Raw genomic sequence first — 22775 nt, forward strand, 5'->3', positions numbered from 1 at the left:
GAAATAAGGAGGCAATGGTGGATCTGATTCTGGAGGACTTACCACTCGCCGGCGATCCGCTGGCGCCGTTAAGGGCTGTTCGCTTGAACTCCTGGCTTAGTGGGCATGGCAGCGCAGTGTTATCGTCGAACGTTGGTTCCGCGGAGCTGCCCTTCCAGAGGTGGTTTCACTTTAAAGAAGCATTCTCTCCGAAGTTGGTCATTCAAGCCTTAAAGGCAATGCCAAGAGAGGTAAAACGTGTAGCTGATCCCTGCGGTGGCAGTGGCACAACTTCTCTCACATGCTCAATGATGAATATGGAATGTCAAACAATCGAGGTTAATCCATTCCTTGCCGATCTTATTAGAGCAAAAAACGCCGATTATCAACTCGATGCTCTTTATGCAGACATTGCTAAGGTGCTAAATGCCCCGCCTCCGACGCCAGATTTCAATAGAATTGCTGGCGGTCCGGCTACTCTGGTGGAGCCTGGAGTGGCGGATAGGTGGGTTTTTAACAGAGATGTCGCAGGACGTGTGCTTTCATTTCTACAAATCATTGAGATGCAAGCGGCGCCGGCCCATACGCCTTTATTCCGGGTCCTTCTTGGATCAGTGTTGGTTGGCGTCAGCAACGTCGTGATAAACGGAAAAGGCCGTCGCTATCGGAGTGGCTGGAAAGGGCGGCGTGTAACTGCGTATGAAGTCGAGAGCAGATTCAAAAAGGCTTGCTTGGATGCTGCTAGTGATATTGCACGTTTTGGCTCACGTCGCACGGGGAAGGTTCGGCTTTTAGAAGGTGACGCAAGACAACGCGTCCACGATCTTGAGCCTATAGACTGCGCCTTGTTCTCGCCACCCTACCCAAACAGCTTCGACTATACTGACATCTACAATCTGGAACTATGGATGTTAGGTTATCTGTCTGCGAAACACGACAATACAGTCCTTCGAGGCTCGACAATTCATTCGCACGTCCAGGTGCATAGGACCGGTCGTAAGCCTCAGGCATCGTCGGCCATCCTCGATGATGCCTATGAAGCGCTTTCTGCTCGCCGTGAGGCACTCTGGAACCGGAATATTCCAGATATGATTGTCTCGTATTGTGCCGACATGGAGGAGTTGTTGGAGGGGTTAGCGTCTCGCGTTATCCCTGGTGGAGGCGTTGCCATCGTAGTCGGAGGTAGCAGCTACGCAGGCCTTACGATTGACATACCAGAGATTCTGGTGGATTTGGGTAAGAATCTTGGCCTTCAACTTCGCGCTCAGCAATCACTTCGCGCGATGCGCCTTAGTGCACAACAGGGCGGGCAGCACAAGCTGGCTGAAGACCTTCTAGTTTTTGAAGTAGCGCGTTGAAGGAGGAGCCTGTGACCATCGGTAACTTAAGGCTTCGAAGCGCGGGATCTATCGGCGGGACCGCTGGCGATGCTTATGGCCGTGCCGAGTTCGCCGCCGCTCTTGCCGACGTCATTGATGCGGCCGATCCTGACGGTCCAGTGGTGCTTGGCGTAAACGGTCGGTTTGGCGAAGGAAAATCTTCGGTATTAAGTATGCTCGCGGCCTCGCTCGAAAATAGACGGAAATACCGGATCGTCTGGGTAAGTGCGTGGTATACCCAAGGCGCCGACCAACTTCTGTCTGCAATACTATTCCGCATAGCGATGTCAATTCGTGCTGATTGGGCGGGATCGTGGGCCAGTGTTGTTTGGGCACGCGCAAAGCGCATTAGTTTTCCTGTGCTTTTCGCTATTTTGTTCCCGCCGTTGCTTGGCATCGCTATTTGGGCCACGCGTCCTGAAAAGCTAGGTGATATATCTCAGGTTTTCTCCGGGGATATCGCAAAGCTTACACTCCCTGTCGTTGTCAGTACGGCCTTTGCTTTGATAGCGAGATCTGCGAGGCCGCTTGCCAATGCCCTTGGCAACGTGATCTCTGCTCCCGCAGCGGAGCGCGCTGGAGCGCTTTCACACTTTGCAGAGGAAATTGACATCTATGCGTCCTCGTTGCCAAATCGGGGGCGGTTCGTGATCATGCTCGAAGATTTAGATCGGTGTGCGCCGGCGAGGGTGCTAGAAATGGTCAATGCCATTAGCCAAATTTCTACGCATCCCATGGCTAAATATTTCTGCTTCGTTATCGCTTTTGATTATAAAGTGGTTCGCGACAGACTTGCCGAAGCTCTTAGGGAGGGTCAAGAGGAATCCGTACTTGCCACGAAGCGTGCAGCGGAGCATCTGCAGAAAACGTTTACGCTCTCCCTAAACTTGCCACCGCCTAAGATGGAATGGAAGCAGCCAAAGATAACTGATGGTGCTCGCGCTTATTTAGCATCTGGGCGATGGCCTTTGTTAGATGCCGCGGCGATAGCGACCTGTATGGCATGGGCATTAGCATGGGCATACAGCGGCTTTGGGCCTGCGCCACAGCTCGCGCTAATCCCACTTATGTTCATGTTGCTTTTTTCGGCCGCTCGTCTCCTAAGTTGGGTGTGTCGGAGTAGGAAGAGCACGATGCAGATGTCCCTGGAAATCGATAATAATATGCGCATGGCTTTTAATAAGTTATTGCCCGAGAACTTGCGGGAGCGTGTCGTTGCTACCAATCATGCTATTGCTGCTTATCGGCTGTGGGAGATTTACGATGGCAAAAGCCCGGCAGACCAGTGGAAAATCCTCTCTCTGTCGGCATTCATGACACGATTTGGACAACTCGCTAGACCAGAAAACCTTAAAGCTGGCCCAATGTCTTTTAGGGAAGGCGCTGACGAATTTATTAACGCCGGCGCGTTTGAAGGCCGAAGTCTCCACCATTGCCGCGATCCTGAAATGATCGCTGTTTTCCACCGTATTTTCGCGGCACTATCTGAGGTCGTCGCTGTTCCTCCCCGGCTTGCCGAGGTTGGAAGTTCTTCACGTCACCATGTATAGTGACCCAAACAGGCGACTTCTTGCCAAAATTCAGCGGGAAGTCTTTATCTGTCTCACGTTCCCTGCATTTTGAAGCGTTCATCCAGGAATCTCCTCCAGCCCGACCGAGAACTCCGGCAGGAGGAGACTCCTGGGTAAAGGTAATCCTATGCCACATGGCGCAGCGTTACCCTATTCGTCGGGTCGGCCACGTCATCTGCATTCTCGCATGCTGTGATAAATGCCACCTGGGCCCAAGGAATGTTCGCCGCAGCCATTCTCCGGGCAGCCGAGTTGACGTATCTCGCAGCATGATCTTTAGACCATTGCCAAGACCGACAGATCCTCGTGCCGATCGCCCAAGTCGCCGCAACAGGCCTCCCCCCACCTATAGGCCCCCGTATCGCAACGATCCTCCCTTCGATAGCACGATAGTAGACACCGGGCGCCCTTAAGGTAGCGCACAGATAGAGAAGTAGTGCATTGCGGCAAAGTTCCCTACCGCCTTCCTGCAGCTTGTTACCTGAATATATGAATCCGCTAAGGGGCTGCCCAAATAGGTGTAGGTCAGCGAAAGCGCCAATCCTACTTTCTAGCGCTTCGAGGCTCCATGCCCCAGACTGCGATCCGGCAAGGTGGAACACTAGTTCTCCTGGGAATAGGGGCGACATGATAACGACCCGATCCTGCGCCTGGTCGAATAGGACGTAAGCTTTGGTGTTCTTCTGGACAGTCGTCGCTGCGTCCCACGCCCGGGAGGGATCTGTCATGAGCCCCGGGTATCGTTGGCAATTTTTTAGGCGGTCATCACAGAAGAATACGTCCCCTGGGGATGGTGGAGCGGCCATAGTCAGATTGACTAACTGCGGGGCAGCGCTGCCCGCCGCGTCTGGCCCTTGCTCATCCTGGACTAACATAAACGGGCCCTGGGGAGAAGCAGACCCCAACCGCCAATCAGCCACTTTACGCATGCAGTTCTCAAGGAACTCCAATTCAGAAGCCGGGTTCTCGTGCCGGAGTTGTAGCCTTGACCGTACGGACTGCCGTACCTCTTCGTTCCGAAATGGCATCAGGCGGCCCTCCGTCGCAATTCCTGTAGGTAGAGGAAATAAAGCGCTACTTCCTCTCGTTTATTGGGGCGGCCCCCCGCCTCCTCGTAATCGGCTATCCATCTAGCGGCTTCCAAAACGCGGTTTGTCCCAGTCCGCTTGATCCAAGCACTGGATTTGTTTTGTAGGCTATCGTCCCGTAATAGGGCGTCTTCTGCAGCCACGTCTTCGGCGCTCATCTCGCCGATTTCCGAAAAACCTTTGCAAAGATCATGGGCGAAGCTGTAAAGACGCTCACTGGCAGGTGGTCGCCGGAGAAGCTCCACAAGCGCGAGCCCGGGTGAAGCTAAATCATACCTGTCATTTTCGAGACGCTTGTGCCCAGTGTTGTTCCTCCCGATGCGGCGACGCCCAAGATTTATTACCATGCCAGAAACAACCAGTCGCTCCACAGCTTCCTGAGCTTCAGGGTAATATGGGGCATCGTCAACTTTGACGATGAGTGGAACGGGCTGCTCCAATCCGTATACGGGTGTAAGCACGGCGCCGTAAAATAGTAGTAGATGAAGCCGATTGGCGTCCAACGGTGCCAGCCCAGTTCTACGCGCTCCAGAAAGCATAAATAGCAACCAAGTTGAAAGTCTCTCAAAGCCGCCACCGTAGCTGAGCTTTGCAAGGGTTTCTGGTTGTGATGCTTCGAGGGAAAAGTAGTTCGGCATCATGGGTAGCCCGCACCCTCGAGTGCTTCTTCAAACACGGCATCGTAATGGTCTTTGAATTTGGCGTAGGCGCGGGGCAACCGAGCAATATCGGTCAACCTCAAAATATGTCGGAGTCGATCAACTCGAGTTAGTGGGCTGGGGTGTTCAAGGTTATCCGTCCCCAAAAGGGCGGGAATCATGCGTTCGCCATTCAGATTGCAGGAGGCAAGTAAAACGTTTTGTTCGTGTTTTCCGAGAAACTCCCGGATTAGCGCGCCAGCTCGTTCGACGAATGGTGCGTCTAGGCTAGCCTCTGGCGTCTCGACCACCAGCATCGAGGGTTGATCAGTGCTGGCAACTTCAAGTAACGCCATTCTGAAGGCGAGTTCGATGAACTCGCGCTGAGACTCTGAGACCTGCTCGTCGCCGTCCCGAAGCATGGGAGGGCCTTGATCGCCTGACGTCATCTGCACTCTGAAAGTCGGCCATTCAATCTCTGGGTCTTCCTGGGCGACCCTGCCTCGGCGCATGTCAAACACCAGCTGACATTCTTCAATAAGGAATTCGTTAGCGTAGTGTTGGAATGCTTGTATCAGTTGCCCCCTCACCTCATCGATGCGAGCTGATGCAGAGATTACCAGTTTTCGTGGAAACGAGCCGTCTTTTCGAGTTCTGCCTTATAACCTTTGATTCTTGCTTCGAAGAAATCCCGTTCCTTCTGGAGTTCGGACATCTGCTCTTGGTCCGGGAATGTTGCCTCGATTTGGATGAGTTCCGCCCGCTTGGCCCTGATAACCTCAGTCAAACGGCCGCAAGCCATCACTAGTTCGTCGTACGATGCAGTTAATTGACGATGTTTCTCTTCCATCTCCCGAAGCTGCAACTGACAGGCCTGAAGCGCTTTTTGGGCACCCAACAATTCCTCAAGCCGCCTTGCTACGAGCCCTTCGGCTTCAACCGGCATATCGATGTGCGACTCGCACACCGGACATTGATGAGCTTCAAGCAGGGCCGCCGCACGCTCCCTTACTTTTGGAGTGCCCGTCCCGCATACCTTGCACCCCTCTTCCGCGAGGATTGCTTCAATGTACACGTCTGCCGGCGATCGGATTGAGTGGAAGGCTGCATGATAATGATCTGCCTCAGCACGTGTCGCACGCTCTGAGGCTTTCATGACATTGTGTCGCTGCAGTAGCAGCGCTGGTCCAGACTGCTCGATTAGCTTTTCAATTTCAATCAATTCATGCTTTGTAATCTCAAAGGAATCCTCCGCGTCCTTAATCTCGCGGACTACAAGCTCGCGGCGCTTGACCAATGCTGGCGTTGCTTCTTTCTTTAGCTCTTCATGTAAGCGCTTTTCGGCGGACCCTGCTTGCCAACGAAAATTCCTATAGGCGCTGTCAAGTGCCAGCAAATCGTTCCTGGACTTAGCAATTTTTTGCGATAATTCTTCATCAACAAAAAGAATTCGCAGAGCTACAAATTGCCCTGCAGGGCGCCAAACGAGAGAAACCTTACCCTCAAGGAAGAATATTAGGTTACGGACTAGGAAGTCAAACTCGTAATGCCGCTGCTCATCATAAGCGATGGATTCCGAAACCCCTGAAAGCTTGCATAGGTGGCCAAATATTTCTTCCTCACTCGGCTGATCAACGCGAAAACCGTTGAGAGTGTACCACTTGGGTCTAAGGTTCTTTAAACGCCGACAGATGGTCACCTCATCGGTACCGAACTGGAATGTTGCTGCAATTTCCGCCTCTTCGGCTCCATCAGTGACGCGCTGGGCGAAGAAGGGGAACTTCGAGCGAAATGTGAGCCCAGACTGCTTTCGCCCTGGTTCGTCTGCTTCGGCTTTGCTCGGGTCCCAAGGACCGAGCAAAGAGCGCATTACCATGTTTAGTAGGGTCGTTTTGCCGACACCGTTAATACCAACAGCCACGTTGACGCCGTATTGGAAATGCTTTTCGAACCCCGCGTTTGCACGCACTCCGGGGTATAGGTCGTATCCATGGACCGCAATGTGACGAAGAATCGGAAATTTGATGCGTGCCAATCTTGCGGTCCTTCTGTTCGCTGCCCACTGTCGGGTCGCATATGGTTGTATGTAGTGGGTCCCACTCTCCATATCGGATATGCGTAGCACTTCTGTCCGAATCATGCAAATCTGGAGGAATCTTAGAGCCAGTTCATTGGGTGAAGCGGCCCTTGGCCGATCCAAATTGTAGAATTTGGATATAGTCCTGTAATGCGCAATGAATGAAAAAGAAATAATTTGCTAGAAAATGGGTTGAGCAACATGGGTAGCCAAGTAACGGGCTCGAAATGCCGTAAATGTGGCGGAAGTAACTTTGGATATTGGACGCCAAGCAGTGGTGCCCGCTCAAAACGTTATTGTAGGAGCTGCCGTCAGTTTCGTGCTTTACAGTATCGATTGCGCGCCATGAAAAATGGTGGCTCGCATACCGCAGCAGAGTGGAGCAAAAAGATTGCCTTATATCCTGCGTGCCCCGGCTGCAACATACTTTGGACTGAAATACCACCACGTCCAAACGCTAGATACAGGCATAAATGGACAAAAGATCACATAATCCCGCTAATGTTAGGTGGGAGCAACAATATTAATAATGTTAGGCCATTATGTTATAGATGTAATTTTAAAAAGGGGGCGAATATTATTTTTGATGAACTGGGTAAGGATGACGCTTTTTGAGAAATATTTCTGGTATAATATGATCATATCGATGCTTATGTAGAAATAAACTCGTAGTGATTTCGGAACGCACGTGTGCAGCTATAGTGGTTTCCACGTCTTCCTTCTTTCGCTTGGAGCGATCCATGGCAAGTGTTCCATCAGTTCCGTGTCAATAGCTTCTTTTCCACTTGTGATCGCAGTCTCTGCTGCTGCGGTCATTAGCTTCCAAGTTTCGCCCGTTAGACCTTCGCTCATGGTATGAAAGCGGCTCACAAGCTGTCGAGAGTGGAAGTTACTTTCCTGCTGCAATCCCATGGCCTCGCACAGGCGGGCCAGGAAAAGAGCGTAGTCCTTGCCAATGGTCCATCTTGGGATATGGAAGGGCTCGAATCGGTTGCCGAGCTGCTGGTCCGTCTGGAAGGTGCGCAGGGCGTCCTGAGTGCCGACGGCTACGATGGGAATGCGCAACTCGTTGCTCAGGGCCTTCACCGAGTTCAGGAAAATGCTGCGCTGATCGACCTTGCCGGCAAGGATGTGGTGAATCTCGTCAATCACGATCATGCGCACGCCGACCTGTGGCAGCAGGCGCAGTACTTGGTCGTATTTCCGGTCGGCGCGCGCAGTGGCAAGGTATGGGGCATTCAGACGGCGCAGGAATGCGTCGTAGAGGCCGCCGATGTCGGGATGTGCGGGGGCCTGGACCATCAGCACAGGGACCTCTGCACATTCGCCGGCATCGCTTTCGGCCGTTCCGTTTATGTCGCGGGCAAATTTTAGGCAAACAGTCGTCTTGCCGTTGTTGGTGTCGCTGTAGATCAGGCAGCACGGCGGCCGGTGGGTCTGGGGACCGTCGATCAGCTTGGTCAATCGCTCGACCGCCGCTGTCGCCACTGGGTAGTCGATCCACCGGACTTTCCGGATAGAGCGTAGACGCTCATGCAGTTCCCAGCTGGGATCATCCGGAGGAGGCACTGAGACAGCGCCGTTGGGGTGAGGCTGTGGGACGCTTACCATTCTTCCACCCCTGTTTTCACGTCGTGCTCATCGAAATCAAAGTCGAAATCCGAATCGCTGCCCCGCGGTTTGCCCCGGTCGGGCTTCACGGCCGAAGCCGTGTTGTCCACGACAAGCGAGAGGTGGCCGTCGTTACGACGGTCGTCTGAGGGTGGATCGGGAGAGGGCGCGGGAGGCAGCGCGATTTCGGCATGGTGCTTCTTGCGTTCACGGTTCCGCCGCTTGCGCTTGGTTTCCTTCTGGGCTTCCTCCTCAATCCGCAGCATTTCCTGGCGAGCTTCGAAGATCTCGTCCTCATTGGCGCCCTTGATGCCGCGGTCGCTCAGGAACTTTTCGGCCGCCCGATATTCCCAGATCGAGATCGACGGCTTGGTCAGGTCGCGGTAGGGCACTTCGAAGTACTCGTTCTGGTCGGAGTCGAGCACGTAGACGCGACTGATGTCGGTGGGGTCGCGCCGCACCACGAACTTGCGCTTCTGCCGGCCGAGAGAGACGTTGATCCACGGACGGATCACGTCGCCGTAGTAGGCCACCTTGTCCCAGACGATGCCGTCGCGCTGGACGGTCCGCTCTTCAAAGGGCAGGAAGTCGATCCGCAGGCGTCGCGGATCGGATACTGGCTCCGGCAAGCCGGTTCCCTTTTGCCTCCCGTTGCCGAGGATCCCCTCGCGCCACCTTTCGATCGGCGGCATGCCGATGCCGCGGTGCTCGCGCTTGTGGTAGACGCCGACGATGAACTGTACCAGCCACCGCCGGATTTCCGGCAGGGTCATAATTGACCGGGCGTCCGAGTCGTACTCGCCGCGCTGCTTCGGGTTCGCGAAGGTGGTGCCGGGCAGGGCGTGGATTTCCTTCGCCACAGTGCCCATCAGCCGCTCGATATGACCGCCGAAATGCGGGGTGCGCACCGGCCGCCACTGGATGTCGATACCGTACTCTTCGCATGACCGCTTCAGCGTGGCGCTTCGGAAGTCCTTTCCGTTGTCGGCGTGGATCTTCGTCATGATACCCCAGACCGGCCATTCGCCCTTGATACCGAGCCGGTCGAGTTCCGCTTCCTTGGGCAGGAAGGCGTGGCACAGGCACAAGCCGACGCCGAATGCGCTCGGAGCGTCCAACGAGATGTGATAGCCGACAACCATGCGGCTGAAGACGTCGATCGCCAGGGTCAGCCAGGGCCGGCCAATGGGCTGCCGAAACTCCTCGTCCACCAGGATCAGGTCCAGGAGGGTGTGGTCGATCTGGACAACGTCGAGTGGCCAGCGTCCCTCTGGGAACTCGCCTTTCACCTCTCCGTGCTTGTCACGCGCTTCCTTGCGTCCGCGACGCTTGGCTAGGGCATCACGTGGATGGACTGCACGGAGCCGCTTTCGGATCGAGTTGGCGTGCGGCGGTTTGAGACCGGCGGCGCGGCAGCGGCGCTCCACCTCCTCAATCGCCTTCGTCCCACTGCGCTGCTGACGGGTCAGGTAATACTCGTCGATCACGCTTTGAATGATCGTCTCCACCTTCGCGTCGAGTCTGGACGGCATTGCCCGGCCACGACGCAGCGGTGCGAGGTAGGAGAGCTGACCGCCGTCACGGTAGAGCTTGATCCAGCGGAAGAGGGTGGCCGTGCTGATACCGGCGGACTTTGCGGCGGCTTCAACGGCCTCCGTACGGCCTTCGGGCACGTCGAGCAGGGGTTTGATAATCTCCATCCGTCTTTTGGCTTCGGCAAGGCTCTGCTCATCCTTGGGCCTTGGTGAAGACCGCCGTGCTGCCTCGACCTCCTTCGGTTCCGGCGATTGGAGGTCGGTCACACTGACGACATCGGTCTCGCCGGTGGTGTCCTCGATCAGCACCGAGGTCGGCGTGACAGCCCGCACGATGGTCCAGACGCGGTCGCGGTGGAGCACCTTCGACTTCGGGCGGTAACTGAGCTTGGCGGCCATGCGCACCCCCCTTACGCCGTCTGCAGCACGGTGTTCATGGTGAGCGGACAATCGAGGTCCGCGGTGATCCTGCCCGTTGCGACCAGATGCCAGAGACATGGCAGGCCCAGTTGCTGCTCGCTCAACGTCGTGAATGCCGACCGGAGCAGATCACCAGCCGCCGTCGTCGTGATCGCGTTCAGCGCGTCCAGCAGTCGCCGGCATCGGCCGGGATCGGCAGGCCGATGCCGGTACTGCAGGAGGAAGCGAGCATTCTCCAGCCGCGGCGTCCGGATCGCCGTCTCCGTCACCACCTCGAAGGCCCATCCCCGAGCGGCGGCATACTGACGGGCAGCCTCGAAACGCGCAGCGTAGCGCAGAGCCTTGCGGTCAAGTTCGGCTTGGTACTTCACTTCAACGAGGCGGGCCGATGGACCACCTGGCCGGTAGAGCACCAGGAAATCGGGGGTGTAGTGAGTATTGCGACCGCTCGGCGCCGTGTAGTCGATGCGCACCGGCTGTTCCTCGACGCTCTCGACCGTCGGGTCGAAGAGATGGAGGATAGCGAAATCACGCTCCAGCGACGATTCGAAGGCAAGGGCCGGCTGATTCGGTCGGGACGCCAGACGCCCGGTGACGCTGCTGTGGCTCAGGGGTATAGAGCGGACAGGCATTGGACCGCGCTCCATTAACCATATGGAATATTCTGATATGAATCACGGCTTCGGCCGTCGGTCAAGCGCCGGTTGTATTTCCGTGTGGTGATTCAAGTGCGCTCCGCAGAGCCTTTTCGACCCAGGCAGCGACACTCTCGCCGGAACGGTTGGCCGCCTCGCGTGCCGCGAGCCGTATGTCGCTCGATACCCCGTCCAGCTTCCAGTATCGGCCCTGGCCGTAAGGCGTGCGGACCGATGCGGGCTCGGCTAGCGAGCGGTGCGCCGTCGGCTTGACGCCAAAAAGGTCGACCAGCGCGCGGAATGTCGGTTGTTGCTCATTCCCCCGCAGATAGGCCATTCCGGCGCGCATCTCGTCCTCGGTGACCGCGCGCACGGTCTCGCTCAGGTTCCATTCCACAGCGTGGGCGAAGGCGAAGGGATAATGCCGGTCTCCCTTGATCAGATGACGGTTGGTGACACCGACACCCCGACAGGCGTCGACGAACCGATTCGGCCAGTCCGCCAGCAGTTCGGCCGTCATGTTGAGCAGCTCGTGCCGGCACCGCGTGTTCAGTAGTTCTACCTGCTTGATCCGGGGCACGTTTGGCGGAGAGTCACCACGCCGGGCTGCGATCCAGGTTCGCAGCGGGTCGGCGTGGCGGCCGGTGGCGAGCAGCCGGAACACCAGCATGAGCACCCGGAAGTAGACGAAGGAGTAGACAGGTCCGTATGCGCCAAGGCTCGTCCAGCCGGTCGCGGTGATGTCGAGGAGCTGTTGCTGGCGCTCCAGTTCCGAGGCATCGGGCAAAGCGTCCTGAGGCGCTCGTGCGAAATCGGTACCGCATTTCCAGCAGCGGACGCCCTTGTCGGGGATGGTGCGCAGGATCTGCACCGGCTCGCCGCAGCCGGTACAGCGGTCGATCAGGAGCTTGCGGTGCCGGGGGCAGGCCGTCACGAAACCGAGACGCCAGGAGAGCCGAAGATAGGGGACGGTGTCCTCACTCAGGCAAGCCGGGCAGACCTGCTGGCCGAAGGACCGCTTGGAATCCTCGGTGCCGGCCAGTGGCAGCCAAGCCAACTTGTTGCGGCCGTCATCTTCCTCGAAGACGAGGCCCGCCCAGCGGATGAAGGTGGCCTGCCGCAACGCCTCCGGATCGACCCCGGTGCGCTCGGCCAAGGTGACCTGGAGGTCTGGCTCCACGTAGCGGTCGAGGTCGCGTGGGCGCGGATGGGCGCCGGGCTTGACCAGCCGGTAAAGCTCGGCCGGGTACAGGCCATTGCCGGCGGCGAGCCGGGCAAACCAGGAGGAGAAGGTCTCGTCCGGCAACAGCGCCGGGCGCCAAGGCCACAAACCGCTCGTCGTCCACACCATGTCCGGCCGCCTCCGTCGTCCGTCGATGCCCAACATCGGTATTCGACGGCGCGGGTCTTTGCCACGGAGCAGGAGGTCAATCGGAATGCGCGATGGAACGAGCCCCGGTCGGGGCGGCGCAGAGTGCGCGCGGTAACATCAATAGATGCGAGTATCCGGCAAGCGTCTCCGAAGTGGCCGGCGAAAGGACATTCGGGACGATGTTCGGCCGCAAGGCGCTAAGCTATTGTCGTCGTGACGTATTTTGCTTTACCGAGCGAGCGCAGCTCGCATCTAAAGCTGTCAACTTCTCACCTATAGCTGTTAACTCGCATCTATAGGGGGAACTGACAGAAGTCCCGTGTTTTTCGCGGAGGGTGGCTGAAAATGGCTGGGGCGCCAGGATTCGAACCTGGGAATGGCGGTACCAAAAACCGCTGCCTTACCGCTTGGCGACGCCCCAACCGAACGGCGCGATCAGCGCCGGAAGGGTCGGGACCATAAGCGGAAACCCGACCCGATTGCAACAGCTTCGTTGACCCTTACCGCCCCTCGCGACGCCACGCCATCAATAGCGCGCCCAGCGCTAGGGCCAGCACCGCGCCCACCGGCAGCAACGGCACCTCGGACACGCCCGTCACCGTGAAGTCGCCGTTGGCGCGCAGGCCGATCCAGTCGTTGCCGGTCTGCGTCCGGTCGGGACGGGTGCGGCGCACGTCGATGCCGGGGCGCACGCCGCCCTCCGTGTCGGAAATCCAATGCACCCCGCCGCCGGTCTCGTCGGCGACGCCCGACAGCCGGTCGCCGGTGGAGCGCACGTCGGCCAGTTCCGGCGGGTTGACGGCCCCCACCACGGCCAGCGCCGTGCGCTCGCCGTCGGTGATGCGGTAGATGCCCGGCTCGCCGGCGACAACGGTGGCGCTGGCGCGGCCGGTGCGGTCCTCGGTCATCTCCAGCGTCCGGGTCTCGTCAGAGGGGGTGGTGAGGGTGATGCTGCGCGGGTCGGGCTCCAGGGAACGGCGCTCCACCGTGACGCGGTTGCCGTCCACATGGGCGCGCAGGTCGTTCTCCTCCAGCTCCGGCTCCTTCATCAGCCAGTGGGCGAGGCGGCGCAGAAGCTCGGCCTGCGGGCCGCCGCCCTCGAAGCCCCGGCTCCACAGCCACATCTGGTCGGATGCCAGCTGCGCCACCCGGCCCTTGCCGACGCGGTCAAGGATCAGCAGCGGCCGGTCGTCGGCGCCGTTCATCACCACCGCGCCGTTGCCCGGCACGACCTCCACCTGATGGAACCAGCGGCCCCAGTTCGGTTCGCCGTCCGGGCGGTCGCCGGGCAGTCCGGCGGTCACCGGGTGGCGGCGGCCGACCTCCGTCACGGTCGGCTTGAAGGGGCGGTCGATGGCCTGACCGGTCGGCTCCGCCGGCATCACTTGGCCCAAAGGCGTGCGGAACAGCGACAGCGGGGTGGCGTAGCCCTGGCCGGACGCCTCCAGCAGGGCGCCGCCCTTCTGCACGTACTCGGCGATGTTCTCCAGATACATCTGCGGCAGCACTCCGCGCCGGCGGTAACGGTCGAAGATGATCAGGTCGAACTCGTCCAGCTTGATCTCGAACAGCTCGCGGATCGGGAAGGCGATCAGCGACAGCTCGCGGATCGGCGTGCCGTCCTGCTTCTCCGGCGGGCGCAGGATGGTGAAGTGGACGAGATCGACCGACGGGTCGGCCTTCAGCAGGTTGCGCCACGTCCGCTCGCCAGCGTGCGGCTCGCCGGAAACCAGCAGGACGCGCAGGCGGTCGCGCACCCCGTTCACCACCACGGCGGTGCGGTTGTTGGCGAGCGTCAGCTCCTGCCGCGCCGCCTCGACCTCCATTTCCAACACGTTCTGGCCGCCGTGGTTGACCGGCAGTTCCATGTGGAAGTCCTGGCCCACGGGCACGCGGATGGTGCGCGGCGGCCCGCCGTCCTGGCGCAGCGTCACCGCCGCGTCGGCCGATTGGCGGCGCGGCATGTCGTCCACGCGGATGGTCAGCTCCACCGGCTTGCCGACGAGGCCGTAGGCCGGCGCCTGGACAATGGCAAGACGGCGGTCGCCCTCGTCGCGGTTGCCGGTCAGCAGCGTGTGCACCGGGCCGATTTCGGCCAGCCGGGCGAGGTTTTCCGGAACGTCGTGGACCTGCCCGTCGGTGATCAGCACCGCCCCGGCCATGCGGCGGCGGGGCACGTCGGCCATGGCGCGGTTCAGCGCGTCGAACAGGTGCGTCTCGTTGATAGCGGAGGCGCCGGATTCCGCGTCGCCGGCGCGGACCACCCGCAGTTCCAGGTCGTCGAAGGACTTCAGCCGCTCGGTCAGGCGCTCCAGTTCGGCTTCGGCGCGGGCGCGGCGGTCGCCGATGTTCTGGCTGGGCGAGGCGTCGAGCACGACGACGGCAACGTCCTTGATCGGCTCCCGCTTCTCCTGCACCAGCGACGGATTGATCAGGGCGAGCGCCAGCACCGCCACCGCCAGCGCGCGCAGCCAGACGCCGCGCGCCCGGCGGAAGACGGCCAGTGCCAGGATCGCCAGAGCCACCACGAACAGCGGCACCAAGAATATCCAGGGCAGCAGCGGCGCCAGAGCGATGGAGGTTCCGTCAAGCAGGGTCACTGGCCGAGCCTCTCAAGGATCGCGGGCACATGGACCTGATCGGCCTTGTAGTTGCCGGTCAGCGCGTACATGACGAGGTTGACGCCGAACCGGTAGGCCATCTCGCGCTGCCGCTCCCCGCCGGGGACGACGGCGTAGAGCGGCTGGCCGTTGCGGTTCGCCGCCCAGGCCGCAGCCCAGTCGTTGCCGCCGATCAGGACCGGGGACACGCCGTCGTTGGCGCGGCCCTCGCGCGCTTCGATCCACAGATTGCCGCCGTTGTAGCGTCCGGGGAAGTCGTTCAGCAGGTAGAAGGACTTGGTCAGCACATGGTCGGGCGGCACCAGGGCCAGCGGCGGGATGTCCAGCCCCTGCACCATGCCCTGGAGCGCCTGGTTGCCGCCGACGGCGCCTGCCGACTGGTCGCGCGTGTCGAACAGGATGGTGCCGCCGTTGCGCATGTACTCGTTCAGCCGGGCGCGGGCGTGGTCGCTCAGCGCGCGCTGTCCGCCGGACACCGGCCAGTAGAGCAGGGGATAGAAGGCCAGCTCGTCGGTTTCCGGATCGACGCCCACCGCCCCGGCGGCTTCCACCGCGGTTCGGCGGGTCAGCACGTCCACGAGGCTTTCCAGCCCGGCGCGCGAGGTGTCGTCCACCGTTCCGTTGCCGGTGCGCACATAGGCGAGGTAGGTTTCCGCCGTCACCTTGGTCGACTGCGCGTCGTCGGCGCGGGCCGATTGCCAGGGCGCCGCGGCCATGGGAAGAGCCGCCCCCAGCGTCAGCAGGACCGCGGCGGTTGCCCCGGCGCGGCGACGCTTGCCGCCGAACCGCAAGCCGCCGAGCAGGCCGCGCAGCATCAGGGCGATCAGCAGGTCGATCATGGCGAGCGACAGCGCGATGCCGAGCAGCGCTGGCTTCAGCGCCACCTCGCCCCGCGTGCCGTAGGGGCCGCGGGCGACCCCGCCGGGCATGGCGCCCAATGGCTCGATCCGGGTCAGCGTGGCGGTCAGGTTCAAGGCGCGGCGGGCCTCCTCGGTGCCGTAGAAGCCCGGCGGGTGGCGTGGGCCGAGCACGTCGGCCCCGGCGTCCCCGGCGATGGGGAAGGCGGCGGCCGGCGGCGGCACCAGCCGGCCGAAGCCGTCCAGCACCTCCAGCGGCTCCAGCGTGCCGCCATGGGCGCCGCCGGCGACGCCGCCGCTCAGAGTCACCAGACGGCGCAGCATGTCGACGAACAGGCCGGACATCGGCAGGTTCGACCATTCCGGGCTGGCGGTGGTGTGGACGAGCACGATGTAGCCGTCTCCGCGCTTTTCCGAGGTGACCAGGGGGGTGCCGTCCTGGAGCCGCGCCCAGGTGCGGTCGGCGAGGTCCAGAGCCGGCTCGGCCAGCACCTGCCGCGAGACGGCGACGTCGTCGGGGATGTGCAGGCCGGCGAAGGGGCTGCGGCCGTCGAAGGGCTGGAGCTTCGCCGGCTCCGACCAGGACAGGGCGCCGCCCAGGGCGCGGTCGCCCAGCCGCAGCCGCACGGGGACCAGACGGTCCGGATTCTGGGCCAGCCGCGGCCCGGCGAAGCGCAGCAGAACGCCGCCCTTGCGCACCCAATCCTCGATGGTCTGGGCCTCCTGTCCGGTCAGGGCGCCGATGTCCGACAGCACGAGCACGGCGAGGTCGCGCTTGAGAAGCTCGTCCGGCTCGCCTCGCCGCACCTCGTTGTAGGGGGCCAGCGCCCGTTCCAGATAGTGCAGGTCGGAGAGCAGCGGCTGGTTCTCGCCGTTGGCGCGGCCCGAGGCCAACCCGACCGGGCGCCGGCGCCAGCGCTCGTCGAGCAGGACGGTGGCCCCGGCGGTGGTGTCGTTCTCCACGCGCAGGCTGGCGGCGTCGTTGCGCAATTCCGCCGGCACCTCGAAGCGCACCTCGCGGGTGAGTTGCCCGGCGTCGAAGGCGACGGGCTGGCGGGTCAGCAGGCGGCCGTCGGCCCCGGACAGGCGCACGGTGACGCTTTCCGGACGGGAGGCGTCGGCGCGCACGACGCGGGCCGTCAGACCGGCGCCCTCCGACGACGGGGGAAGCAGCAGGTGGGGCGGCTTCTCCGCGGAATCATCAAGAATCTCCAGCGAGCCCATGCGCTGCAGCGTCTCGGCGAGGCCGCGGGCGGTGCGGTCGCCGATGCCGTCCGATAGCCAGACGGTGTGGGCGGAGCCGCGCGCGGCGAGGCCGCGCACCGCCTCCAGCGCGCCGGCGCGGTCGCTTGGCCAGGGGTGGGGCTCCAGCGCCTGGATCAGGCGGCGGGCTTCCGAGGCGGACAGGGGCGGGCTGGCCTTGACCGCCTCGCCCCCGGCGGGCCGGGCGGTCGGCAGCAGGACGACCGGGCGGTTCTGCCGCTCCGCCTGCGACACCAACTCCTCCATGGCGGCGCGGCGGCTCGTCCAGTCGCGGCCCGACGCCCAACCGTTGTCGACCAGCAGCAGCAGCGGCCCGCTGCCCGGCAGGGCGGCGCGCGGGTTCAGCAGCGGCCCGGCCAGCGCCAGGATCAGCAGCGCGGCGACGATCAGGCGCAGGATCAGCAGCCACAGCGGGGTGCGGGCGGGAGTTTCCTCCCGCGCCGTCAGGTCGCGCAGCAGCCGGATGGCGGGGAAGCGCACCACCCGCGGGGCCGGCGGCGTGACGCGCAGCAGCCACCACAGCACCGGCAGGACGGCCAGGGCGGCCAGCACCCACGGAACGGCAAAGGCGATCGGTCCGAAACCCAGCATCGGCGTCTACGCTGTTGGAGGATGGGAAATCGGGTGCTGGGGCGCTGCCCCCTCCCTAACCCTCCCCCGCTTCGCAGGGGAGGGGATTTTGCGCCTTGGCCCTCCCCTGCGAAGCGGGGGAGGGAGGGACCCGCGAAGCGGGAGGGTGGGGGCAAGGCGCCGCCCCACCTAAACCGCCTCGCGCGCCAGGGCGCCCCACAGCCCGAGCAGGGCGGTCTGGGGCGGCCGGTCGGTGCGATGGACGGCGTAGGTCCAGCCGGCGGTGCGGGCCAGCGCGTCCAAGCCGTCCTGGTGGGCGCGCAGCCGCTCCAGGTAGGTCTCGCGCACCGCCTCGACCCGCGGCACCAGCAATTCCTCCTCGCCTTCGAAGCCTTCGAACTCGACGCGGCCCTCGTAGGGCAGGGTCTCCTCCGCCGGGTCGAGGATCTGCAAGAGATGGCCACGCACGCCGCGCCCGGTGAGCGCCGACACGGTGGCGTGGATCTCCGGAAGCGGCGACAGCAGGTCGCCGACCAGGACCACCTGGGCGTGGCGGGGCAGCGGCTCCGGCTGCGGAAGCGCGTCGGGGGACTGGGCGTTGCGGGGGTCGGTCATCTGCCCGGCCATGCGGTTCAGGGCGAACTTGCCGTGGTGCGGGCGCTGGCCGGAGTTCAGCAGGCCCACCCGCTCGCCGCCGCGTACCAGCAGAACCGCGGCGGCGAGGGTCAGCAGGTCGGCGCGCTCCCGCTTGGTCGGCAGTCCGTTGACCGAGCGGTAGTCCATGGAGGGCGAGCGGTCGCGCCACAGCCAGACGGTCTGGGCGGCCTCCCACTCGTTCTCGCGCACATAGACGGGCTGGGTCTTGCCGGACTGCCGCCAGTCGATCATCTGCGGCGAGTCGCCGGGCTGGTAGCGGCGGAACTGCCAGAAGGTCTCGCCCAGCCCGACGCGGCGCCGTCCGTGCACGCCCTGCGCCACCGTGGAGGCGACGCGCTCCGCCGCGACCAGAAGCGGCGGCAGGGTGGCGGCCAGCCCCTCCGCGCGCTGCTGCGCCCGCAGGGTGGTGGCGCCGAGGGTGGGGGAGGCCATCGGCGGGTCCTTACGACAACGGGGCGCAGAGGCGGTTGATGATGTCGTCCAGCGTGATCCCGTCCGCCCGAGCCGCGAAGTTCAGCGCCATGCGGTGGCGCAGCACGGGCTTCGCCAGGGCCACCACGTCGTCCAGCGAGGGCGCCAGCCGCCCGTCCAGCACCGCGCGGGCGCGGGCGGCGAGCATCAGCGCCTGGCTGGCGCGCGGACCGGGACCCCAGGCGACGTGGCGCTGCACCTCCGGCAGGTCGGTCGCCTCCGGACGGCCCCGCCGCACGAGGTCGAGGATGCCGTCGACCACCCCCTCGCTGACCGGCACGCGGCGGACCAGCCGTTGCGCCACCTGGAGGTCGGCGGGGGAGAGCACCGTCACCGCCTGCTCGTCCAGTGAGCCGGTGGTGGCGATCATCATCCGCCGCTCGGCGTCGCGGTCGGGGTAATCGACGTCGATCTGCATCAGGAAGCGGTCGAGCTGGGCTTCCGGCAGCGGGTAGGTGCCTTCCTGCTCCAGCGGGTTTTGGGTGGCCAGGACGTGGAAGGGCTGGGGCAGGGCGTGGTAGTGGCCGGCGACCGACACGCGCCGCTCCTGCATCGCCTGGAGCAGGGCGGACTGGGTGCGCGGGCTGGCGCGGTTGATCTCGTCGGCCATCAGCAGCTGGCTGAACACCGGCCCGGGAATGAAGCGGAAGGAGCGGCGGCCCTGCTCGTTCTCCTCCAGCACCTCCGACCCCAGGATGTCGGCGGGCATCAGGTCGGGCGTGCACTGGATGCGCTTCTCCGCGAGGCCCAGCACGGTGCCCAGCGTCTCGACCAGCCGCGTCTTGGCGAGGCCCGGCACGCCGATCAGCAGCACGTGGCCGCCGGCCAGGAGCGTGATCAGCGTGAGGTCGATGACCTCCTGCTGGCCGAAGATGATCCGGCCGATGCGGTCGCGGACATGGGTCAGCCGGCCGCCCAGCGCCTCGATCTCCGCCATGAGCTGGTGCGGGTTCTCGCCGGCGGGAAAGTTCTGGCCCGGATTGGCCCCCGGATTGACGGCGTCGGTTGCGCTCACGTCTCTGCTCCCGTTTAAGACCATGCACTCTGGTGGGCGATCATGACCGCTCAATCATGACCGCTGGGGTCGAAACGGCCATCGTGGCAAATCCGCCAGTCCGGACCTATGTGACGAGTATGGCGAAATTACGTTGCGCGGCCAGTTCCCTCTGTGCCCCTCAGGCCCGAAAAACACGAGAAGGCTAGCGATGAAGGTCGGCAATGACGGGGCGAATGACAAGCGCCCAAATGAAACGCGCTCAGGCGGAGAGAGCGGCGAAAGCCTGCCTCCCTCTCTGCCCCTTACCGCAAGGGAGCAGCGGTTCGACATCCGCATCGCCCGCGACGGTACTTGGTTCCACGAGGGCGACCCGATCCGGCGGATCGAGCTGGTCAAGCTGTTCGCCACCGTCCTGCGGCGCGACGAGGCGGGCGATTTCTGGCTGGTCACCCCGGTCGAGCGCGGGCGGATCGTGGTCGAGGACACGCCGTTCGTCGCCGTGGAAATGGCTGCAAGCGGAAGTGGAGATGAACAGGTCCTATCTTTCCGTACAAATTTAGACGAATGGGTCGAATGCGGGCCGGATCATCCGATCAGGGTCATCCACAATCCTGAAAATGGCGAACCGACGCCCTATATCCTCATAAGAAACGGGCTCGAAGCGCGAATTCTCCGGCCGGTCTACTACGAAATGGTGGACCGGGCCGACACGCGCAGCCATGATGGTGAGGCTGAGGTGGGGGTATGGAGCAAGAAGGTCTTCTTCGCGATGGGCAGGCTGCCTGGCGGGTGAGTCTCGACGAGATCCGCAAGCGCTTTCCGGGAAGCGCCGCCGGCCTGCGCCCCATGAAGGTGCGCGGCGACCACGATCTGAATCCCGGTTTCGAGCCCTCCCAGGGCAAGCTGCGGGAGGCGGCCGTCCTGGTGCCGCTGGTCGACCGTCCGGAGGAGTTGACGGTCATCTTCACCCAGCGCACGGCCAACCTGACCGCCCATGCCGGGCAGATCAGCTTTCCTGGCGGGCGGATGGAAAGCGACGACCGCGACCCGGAAGACACCGCCCTGCGCGAGACCGAGGAGGAGATCGGGCTGGGACGCGACCGCATCGAGGTGCTGGGGCGGCTCGACACCTACGTGACGCGCACCGGTTTCCGGGTGATTCCGGTGGTCGGGCTGGTGCGCCCGCCCTTCCAGGTGACTCCCGACCCGACCGAGGTAGCCGAGGTGTTCGAGGTGCCGCTGGCCGCCATCCTCGACCCGACCAACCCGCAGCGCCACAGCCGCGAGTTCCAGGGCGCCCAGCGCTATTTCTACGCCTTCCCCTACCAGCAGCGCTTCATCTGGGGGGCGACGGCGGGGATGCTGGTGAATCTCTGCGACGTCCTGCGCGCCGAGGGGCTGGGGTGCGACGGCTTGGGAACCGATCGCCTGGGCGACGTGCCCGCCGGCGGATCATCGTAAGGCGGGCGGTACGGTGCTGCGGATTTTCCTGACGGTCATCCTGCCTCTGGTCCTGCCCACGGTCGGCTATGCCCTGTATGTGCTGGTGGTCGAGCGCCGCCGCCGCGAGGCGGAGGAGGAGCACCGCCCGGCCCCCTGGTGGGTGACCGCGCCTTGGCCCTGGCTGGTCTTCGCCGGGGTGGCGGCGATGGCGGTGACTTTGGGCTCCGTCGCCCTGACCAGCGGGGTGGCGCCGCACACGCCCTACACCCCGGCCCATGTCGAAGACGGGCGGGTGGTCGGCGGCGGGCCTTCTGGCAATTGAGCGTTCCGCGGGCTAGCTTGCCGCCATGACCGTCAACGCCCGTATCGCCCCCCAGCCCTGGATGACCGCGCCCGAGACGCGCGCCGTGTTCGACGCCCTCGCCGCCGGAGGGGCGGACGCGCGCTTCGTCGGCGGCTGCGTGCGCGACGCGTGGCTGGGCCGCAAGGTCAAGGACATCGACATCGCCACCCATGCCCCGCCGGAGCGGGTGATGGAATTGCTGAAGGCCGCGGGCATCGGCGCCATCCCCACCGGGATCGAGCATGGCACCATCACCGCCGTGGTGGGGAAGGCTCATTACGAGATCACCACGCTGCGCCGTGATGTCGAGACATTCGGGCGCCACGCCCGCGTGGAGTTCACCGACGACTGGCGGGAGGACGCCGCCCGGCGCGATCTGACCATGAACGCGCTGAGCTGCACGCTGGACGGCTGCGTCTATGACCCCTTCGGCGGGCTGGCGGACATGGCCGCCGGGCGGGTGCGCTTCGTCGGCGACCCGCGCCAGCGCATTGAGGAGGATGTGCTGCGCCTGCTGCGCTTCTTCCGTTTCCATGCCCATTACGGGCGCGGCGTGCCGGACGCGGCGGCGCTGGCCGCCTGCGCCGAGATGGCCCCCCGCCTGCCCACTTTGTCCGGGGAACGGGTGCGGGGCGAACTGTCCCGCCTGCTGGCGGCGCCCGACCCGGCGTCGGCTTGGGCGTTGATGATCCGGCTCGGCGTGATGGCGCATCTGCTGCCCGATGACGTCCGCACCGCTCGGCTGGACGGCCTGGTCCGGCTGGAGCATGACCTGGACGAGCCGCCCGACGCAGTGCGCCGCTTCGCCGCCGTGCTGGGCACCGACCGGGCGGGGGCGCTGACCGTCGCCCAGACGCTGCGCCTGTCCAACGCCGACCGCGACCGGCTCGCCGCCCTGGCCGAGCCGCCGATGGCCGTGTCGCCGTCCGACGGTCCGGTGAAGCGGCGGCAGGCGCTCTATCGGCTGGGCGACGCCGGGCTGTACCGCGACCTCGTGCTTCTGGCGGCGGTGGACGCCCCCGGCCCGATGGCGCTCGACGCCGTGAAGGCGGCGCTGGCGACCGCCGAGGACCTGCCGTCCCTGGTCCTTCCCATCGCCGGGCGCGACCTGCTGGCCATGGGGATGCTGCGCGGCCCGGCGGTGGGCGCGTTGCTGAAGCAGGTCGAGGCGTGGTGGATCGCCGAGGACTTCCGGCCGGGACGGGAGGAATGTCTGGCGGAGGCGAGGCGGCGTCTGGGGTGAAGCGC

18 protein-coding genes and 1 tRNA gene are annotated in these 22775 nt (G+C 63.4%); 7 read left to right on the forward strand and 12 right to left on the reverse strand.

Annotation, left to right across the window (positions count from 1 at the left end; all coding sequences use genetic code 11):
• The first annotated feature begins 17 nt into the window (after window positions 1-17).
• Both H1Q64_RS14565 and H1Q64_RS14570 read left to right on the forward strand, forming a co-directional pair.
• Window positions 18-1337, forward strand: a complete 1320-nt coding sequence (locus H1Q64_RS14565; protein WP_237905907.1) for a hypothetical protein — start codon at window positions 18-20, stop codon at window positions 1335-1337.
• A gap of 11 nt (window positions 1338-1348) precedes the next feature.
• Window positions 1349-2908, forward strand: coding sequence for a KAP family P-loop NTPase fold protein (locus tag H1Q64_RS14570; protein WP_237905908.1), 1560 nt, complete (start codon window positions 1349-1351; stop codon window positions 2906-2908).
• Window positions 2909-3956: 1048 nt separating this feature from the next.
• On the opposite strand, the gene H1Q64_RS14575 is transcribed toward H1Q64_RS14570, so the two are convergent.
• From H1Q64_RS14575 to H1Q64_RS14585, 3 genes are all read right to left on the reverse strand, one after another.
• Window positions 3957-4658: a hypothetical protein gene (locus H1Q64_RS14575; RefSeq protein WP_237904044.1), complete on the reverse strand. Its 702-nt coding sequence runs from the start codon at window positions 4656-4658 to the stop codon at window positions 3957-3959.
• Window positions 4655-5176: a hypothetical protein gene (locus tag H1Q64_RS14580; protein ID WP_237905909.1), complete on the reverse strand. Its 522-nt coding sequence runs from the start codon at window positions 5174-5176 to the stop codon at window positions 4655-4657. The genes H1Q64_RS14575 and H1Q64_RS14580 overlap by 4 nt, the downstream gene beginning before the upstream one ends.
• A 95-nt stretch (window positions 5177-5271) precedes the next feature.
• Complete coding sequence (locus tag H1Q64_RS14585) at window positions 5272-6690, reverse strand: hypothetical protein (RefSeq protein ID WP_237905910.1); 1419 nt, start codon at window positions 6688-6690, stop codon at window positions 5272-5274.
• A gap of 387 nt (window positions 6691-7077) precedes the next feature.
• On the opposite strand from H1Q64_RS14585, the gene H1Q64_RS33850 reads away from it, so the two are divergent.
• Entirely contained in the window at window positions 7078-7347 is a 270-nt protein-coding gene (locus tag H1Q64_RS33850) for an HNH endonuclease (RefSeq protein WP_269145393.1), read from the forward strand.
• An 81-nt stretch (window positions 7348-7428) separates the two neighbouring features.
• Here H1Q64_RS33850 and H1Q64_RS14595 read toward each other — a convergent pair whose 3' ends face one another.
• The 9 genes from H1Q64_RS14595 to H1Q64_RS14635 all read right to left on the reverse strand — a co-directional run bounded on the left by H1Q64_RS14595 (window position 7429) and on the right by H1Q64_RS14635 (window position 19759).
• Complete coding sequence (locus tag H1Q64_RS14595; RefSeq protein WP_237904046.1) at window positions 7429-8343, reverse strand: TniB family NTP-binding protein; 915 nt, start codon at window positions 8341-8343, stop codon at window positions 7429-7431.
• Window positions 8337-10277, reverse strand: a complete 1941-nt coding sequence (locus H1Q64_RS14600) for a Mu transposase C-terminal domain-containing protein (protein ID WP_237904047.1) — start codon at window positions 10275-10277, stop codon at window positions 8337-8339. The genes H1Q64_RS14595 and H1Q64_RS14600 overlap by 7 nt, the downstream gene beginning before the upstream one ends.
• Before the next feature lie 11 nt (window positions 10278-10288).
• A complete protein-coding gene (locus H1Q64_RS14605) occupies window positions 10289-10930 on the reverse strand; it encodes a TnsA endonuclease N-terminal domain-containing protein (protein ID WP_237904048.1) in 642 nt (213 codons plus the stop codon).
• 61 nt (window positions 10931-10991) lie between these two features.
• Window positions 10992-12284, reverse strand: coding sequence for a TniQ family protein (locus H1Q64_RS14610; protein WP_237904049.1), 1293 nt, complete (start codon window positions 12282-12284; stop codon window positions 10992-10994).
• Between the two features lie 367 nt (window positions 12285-12651).
• Window positions 12652-12726: transfer RNA gene (locus H1Q64_RS14615), tRNA-Gln, on the reverse strand.
• A gap of 79 nt (window positions 12727-12805) precedes the next feature.
• On the reverse strand, window positions 12806-14905 hold the full coding sequence (locus tag H1Q64_RS14620; protein ID WP_237905911.1) for a hypothetical protein: 2100 nt from the start codon (window positions 14903-14905) through the stop codon (window positions 12806-12808).
• A complete protein-coding gene (locus tag H1Q64_RS14625; protein WP_237905912.1) occupies window positions 14902-17637 on the reverse strand; it encodes a DUF4159 domain-containing protein in 2736 nt (911 codons plus the stop codon). The genes H1Q64_RS14620 and H1Q64_RS14625 overlap by 4 nt, the downstream gene beginning before the upstream one ends.
• Before the next feature lie 168 nt (window positions 17638-17805).
• Window positions 17806-18705: a DUF58 domain-containing protein gene (locus H1Q64_RS14630; RefSeq protein ID WP_237905913.1), complete on the reverse strand. Its 900-nt coding sequence runs from the start codon at window positions 18703-18705 to the stop codon at window positions 17806-17808.
• 10 nt (window positions 18706-18715) lie between these two features.
• Window positions 18716-19759: an AAA family ATPase gene (locus H1Q64_RS14635; RefSeq protein ID WP_376998767.1), complete on the reverse strand. Its 1044-nt coding sequence runs from the start codon at window positions 19757-19759 to the stop codon at window positions 18716-18718.
• Window positions 19760-19949: 190 nt separating this feature from the next.
• Between H1Q64_RS14635 and H1Q64_RS14640 the strand changes: the two genes are divergently transcribed.
• Genes H1Q64_RS14640 through H1Q64_RS14655 form a run of 4 tightly spaced genes read left to right on the forward strand, consistent with a single transcriptional unit; the run spans window position 19950 to window position 22770 of the window.
• Complete coding sequence (locus tag H1Q64_RS14640; RefSeq protein WP_237905914.1) at window positions 19950-20534, forward strand: DUF1285 domain-containing protein; 585 nt, start codon at window positions 19950-19952, stop codon at window positions 20532-20534.
• Window positions 20486-21202, forward strand: a complete 717-nt coding sequence (locus tag H1Q64_RS14645; protein WP_237905915.1) for a CoA pyrophosphatase — start codon at window positions 20486-20488, stop codon at window positions 21200-21202. Before H1Q64_RS14640 ends, H1Q64_RS14645 begins: the two co-directional genes overlap by 49 nt.
• A 13-nt stretch (window positions 21203-21215) precedes the next feature.
• Entirely contained in the window at window positions 21216-21506 is a 291-nt protein-coding gene (locus tag H1Q64_RS14650; protein ID WP_237905916.1) for a DUF6111 family protein, read from the forward strand.
• A gap of 25 nt (window positions 21507-21531) precedes the next feature.
• Window positions 21532-22770 carry a CCA tRNA nucleotidyltransferase gene (locus H1Q64_RS14655; protein ID WP_237905917.1) on the forward strand — a complete coding sequence of 413 codons (1239 nt, stop codon included), beginning with the start codon at window positions 21532-21534 and terminating at the stop codon, window positions 22768-22770.
• Window positions 22771-22775: the final 5 nt, after the last annotated feature.

Source organism: Azospirillum brasilense, from assembly GCF_022023855.1.
In the GTDB taxonomy this organism is placed as follows: Bacteria; Pseudomonadota; Alphaproteobacteria; order Azospirillales; family Azospirillaceae; genus Azospirillum; species Azospirillum brasilense_F.